5 protein-coding genes are annotated in these 3,642 nt (G+C 42.5%); 3 read left to right on the forward strand and 2 right to left on the reverse strand.

Annotated elements, in window-relative coordinates; translation table 11 throughout:
- Window positions 1-118: 118 nt before the first annotated feature.
- Together ACYTXL_RS24545 and ACYTXL_RS24550 are read left to right on the forward strand one after the other, a co-directional pair.
- On the forward strand, window positions 119-343 hold the full coding sequence (locus ACYTXL_RS24545) for an indolepyruvate ferredoxin oxidoreductase subunit alpha (protein WP_292802124.1): 225 nt from the start codon (window positions 119-121) through the stop codon (window positions 341-343).
- A gap of 84 nt (window positions 344-427) precedes the next feature.
- Window positions 428-1,156, forward strand: a complete 729-nt coding sequence (locus tag ACYTXL_RS24550) for an ABC transporter ATP-binding protein (RefSeq protein WP_461926999.1) — start codon at window positions 428-430, stop codon at window positions 1,154-1,156.
- Between the two features lie 710 nt (window positions 1,157-1,866).
- Here ACYTXL_RS24550 and ACYTXL_RS24555 read toward each other — a convergent pair.
- Window positions 1,867-2,043, reverse strand: a complete 177-nt coding sequence (locus ACYTXL_RS24555) for a hypothetical protein (protein ID WP_461927000.1) — start codon at window positions 2,041-2,043, stop codon at window positions 1,867-1,869.
- Window positions 2,044-2,058: 15 nt separating this feature from the next.
- Window positions 2,059-2,346, reverse strand: coding sequence for a hypothetical protein (locus ACYTXL_RS24560; RefSeq protein ID WP_461927001.1), 288 nt, complete (start codon window positions 2,344-2,346; stop codon window positions 2,059-2,061).
- 283 nt (window positions 2,347-2,629) lie between these two features.
- Here ACYTXL_RS24560 and ACYTXL_RS24565 point away from each other — a divergent pair, with 283 nt between their 5' ends.
- On the forward strand, window positions 2,630-3,352 hold the full coding sequence (locus ACYTXL_RS24565) for a carbonic anhydrase (RefSeq protein ID WP_461927002.1): 723 nt from the start codon (window positions 2,630-2,632) through the stop codon (window positions 3,350-3,352).
- The last annotated feature ends 290 nt before the right edge of the window (window positions 3,353-3,642 follow it).

Below are 3,642 nucleotides of genomic sequence, written 5' to 3' on the forward strand. Positions count from 1 at the left end.
TCCCCCTTGTCCCCTCTTCTCCCCCACTCCTTACTCCCATTCGGCTACGCTCACGGCCTACTCCGTACTCCCCTGCTAGGCTAGAAATAGCCGATACAGAAAAGAGGGAATCGAGAACATGCCGCACACAATTGTTACAGAAGTCTGTGAAGGTGTTGCTGACTGCGTAGGTGCTTGTCCAGTAGCTTGCATTCATGAAGGGCCAAGCAAAAATGCCAAAGGAACCGATTGGTACTGGATTGACTTTGCTACCTGCATAGACTGTGGGATATGTCTCCAAGTTTGCCCTGTAGAAGGGGCGATTCTTCCAGAAGAACGACCGGAGTTGCAAAAAACTCCGTAATAGTCCATAGTCAACAGTCAATAGTCAATACTTATGTTTGACTTGACTGTTGACAAATGACAAATGACAAATGACAAGTGACCAATGACAAATGATTATTTACTAGACGTTCAAAATGTCCACGCTGGATACATCAAAGATGTAGATATCCTGCAAGGTGTGAATTTTCGGGTTGCACCAAGGGAATTGGTAACAGTGATTGGCCCCAATGGTGCGGGTAAATCTACTTTGGCAAAAGCAATTTTTGGGCTTTTGATCCCCCACACAGGTACAATTACCTTCAAAGGTGAAAATATTGTGGGGCTAAAGTCCAATCAAATCGTCCAACGAGGAATGTGCTACGTACCGCAAATCGCCAATGTCTTCCCTTCTCTGAGTGTTGAAGAGAACTTGGAGATGGGTGCTTTTGTGCTTAACGTTCCCCTAAAACCAATTAAAGATAAAATATTTACTATGTTCCCCAGACTAAGCGATCGCCGTCGTCAACGCGCTGGTACTCTCTCTGGAGGAGAACGCCAGATGCTAGCGATGGGGAAAGCTTTGATGTTGGAACCTAGTTTGCTGATTTTAGATGAACCATCTGCTGCTTTATCCCCCATCTTGGTGACACAAGTGTTTGAGCAGATTAAACAAATTAATCAGGCGGGTACTGCGATCGTATTAGTAGAACAAAATGCCCGTAAGGCTTTAGAGATGGCTAATCGCGGATATGTACTGGAGTCGGGACGCGATGCGATCTCCGGCCTTGGTGAAGAATTGTTGAATGACCCGAAAGTGGGTGAGCTATATTTGGGAGCAGGTAACAGACATTAACCCTTTTTAAGCACTCTTGCCCCATTCAACATAACACCAGTTTAATATGGGGGCTTTACCAGGCGATAGCGATCGCTAGGTTGGGCTGCGCCGACGCTATCTATAAGTAATACAAAAACCATCATACTTCCTGCCACTGCCGCGACCGTCGTTTTCGATGCTCAAAGAATTCTCCCCAATAATCCTTGCGTTTCCTAATCACATCTACAGCGACTAGAAAGGTAAAACAGGACATTCATTCAGGAAAAAATGACCAAAACATAAATTATTCGGATCTGCCAAAACCCTCCATAAACAATTCTTAATTCTTAATTACGAACAGGTTAAAGTCCCTAGTGATTAGCTTAGGCATCGCCTGTTTTTCTCTTGCCCCCTTGCTGCATTTTTGGTCTACTTTGTCAATGCGTAAGTTTTGACGAATTACGAATTAGTAATGATGTTGAGTGCTTTTGGCAATTTGGCATCCAAAATTTTTCTCTTGCAGTTTTAATTGAGATATCAGCAGGGTTACAGGGACATTGAGAAAATTCTACAGGGATGGATTCCCGTCTCAAAAATCCCACCCAACGGCCAGTTGTTGACGCCCACGCTCTCCGAACCACCTTAACGTGGATGCAGCGCAAACGTCACCGCTTCACCACAACTGGCTAGAAATCAAACAGAAAAAACATAGTTAGGCAAGGGGATCATACCAAAGCGATCGCCACCATTTATTTAACCTGTAGCTGCTTTAGTTTATTATTTGCCGACAGTAGTAAATCTTGAGCTTTCAGATAGGCTGTTGTGCCATTTTGCACCTTTTCTAATTGATTAATAATACTCTGCAATTGGCTCAACATTTGATTGCGCTCGATATTATCAGCATTAGCAGGAATTGAAGCCAGCAAGCTTTTTATTTCTCCTTACGCCGACTCCAAAGCCTCCCCAGCATCTGCCTCAGCTTGCCGCCTAACCTTAACTTGACCTAAATTAGCCTCATAAATTGCTAATAACTTCTGTGCTTCGGTATAACCAACCACGTCCTCTGAAGGAATTTCTTTGAGCCGCTCAATTGCCTCTATCGACAAATTTTCTATTTGTTGCCATTGGGTTACGGCGTGTGGCGGATTTTGACCAGCTTTGGCGGCTTGCCAGGAAAATTGCCGTGCTGCGGTGATTAAGGCACTGATGCGATCGTTCTCAGCTGCCAATCCCACAACTTCCTGAAACTTTGAGACGAATTATACTCTTTCGTAATTAGAATATTAATATTTCAGAAAAAACTCCCCTAGTTATGGCTAATCCTGGCTTTAAATTTGACAAATCATATCAAATTTACGTGACTTATATAATAGTTAATCTGTACAGTATATATTTTCTAAATTCCCATGCAATGTGAAGATTAAATGACTCTTAAATCGTGTAATTAGGTACTCTTGCATCTTGCTTAACTCTGATATCTTCCTGAGAGCAGCTTTGTTGTCAGGTAGATTGATGAGTCGAATTAATGGATTTGTCGGGCGACGTGATTTCTTAAAATTCGCCAGTGTGGTAGGTATTGCAGCTACTGCTTTTGGTGATAGCTTTTGGAATCCACAGCAAACTGTTGTTGCTGATATTCATCCAGTTAACTCTAATCCCATCAGTCCGAATGAAGCCGTCAGACGCTTGCTTGATGGTAATCAAAGATTTATCCATCAAAAACGCAAATATCCCGATCAATCATTAGAACATCTGCGATTAGTTGCAAAAGCTCAATATCCCTTTGCCGCAATATTGGGCTGTGCAGATTCTAGAGTACCTGCGGAAATCGTCTTCGATCAAGGACTTGGAGATTTGTTTGTCGTGCGAGTTGCAGGTAATGTCGTCAGTGACACGATTATAGGTAGTCTGGAATATTCTACAGTAGTATTGGGTTCGCAATTGATTGTCGTTCTGGGTCATAGAAGATGCGGTGCAGTAGCAGAAGCAATCAAAAACCAACCACTTCCTGGCAGAATTGGTTTGATTATTGAGCGCATTAAACCATCTCTAGAAAGGGTAAAGTTCAGAACGGGTGATAATATGCAGGATGCAGTTATAGCCAACATTAAGTATCAGGCTGAAAAATTGCAGGAAAGCTCAACAATTTTAGCTAAATTGCTCCATGAAGGCAAACTAAAAATTGTTGGCGCTTGTTACGATATTGATACTGGTAAAGTCAACGTTATTACTTGAAAATCTCACACCTTTTAGGTATATAATTCTTAGTTTAATGATGTTGCAAAAAAATTGTCGGTTGGGTGGAGGCCTTGCGTAACCCAACATCCTGATAATCAGTTGGGTTGCGCTCCGCTCCACCCAACCTACGTCTAATGCACTATTTTAGCCTAGAGGGTCCACTACGTGCATTTCAAAAATCAAATACTAGTTCTATAGATACATTGCTAATAGCGTACAGATGTATGCCCCTACAGCCGATGCATTTGTTGCAAAGATTTTTCAAAATGGTATTGGCGATCGCCTGG

It is taken from the genome of Nostoc sp. (genome assembly GCF_054880495.1).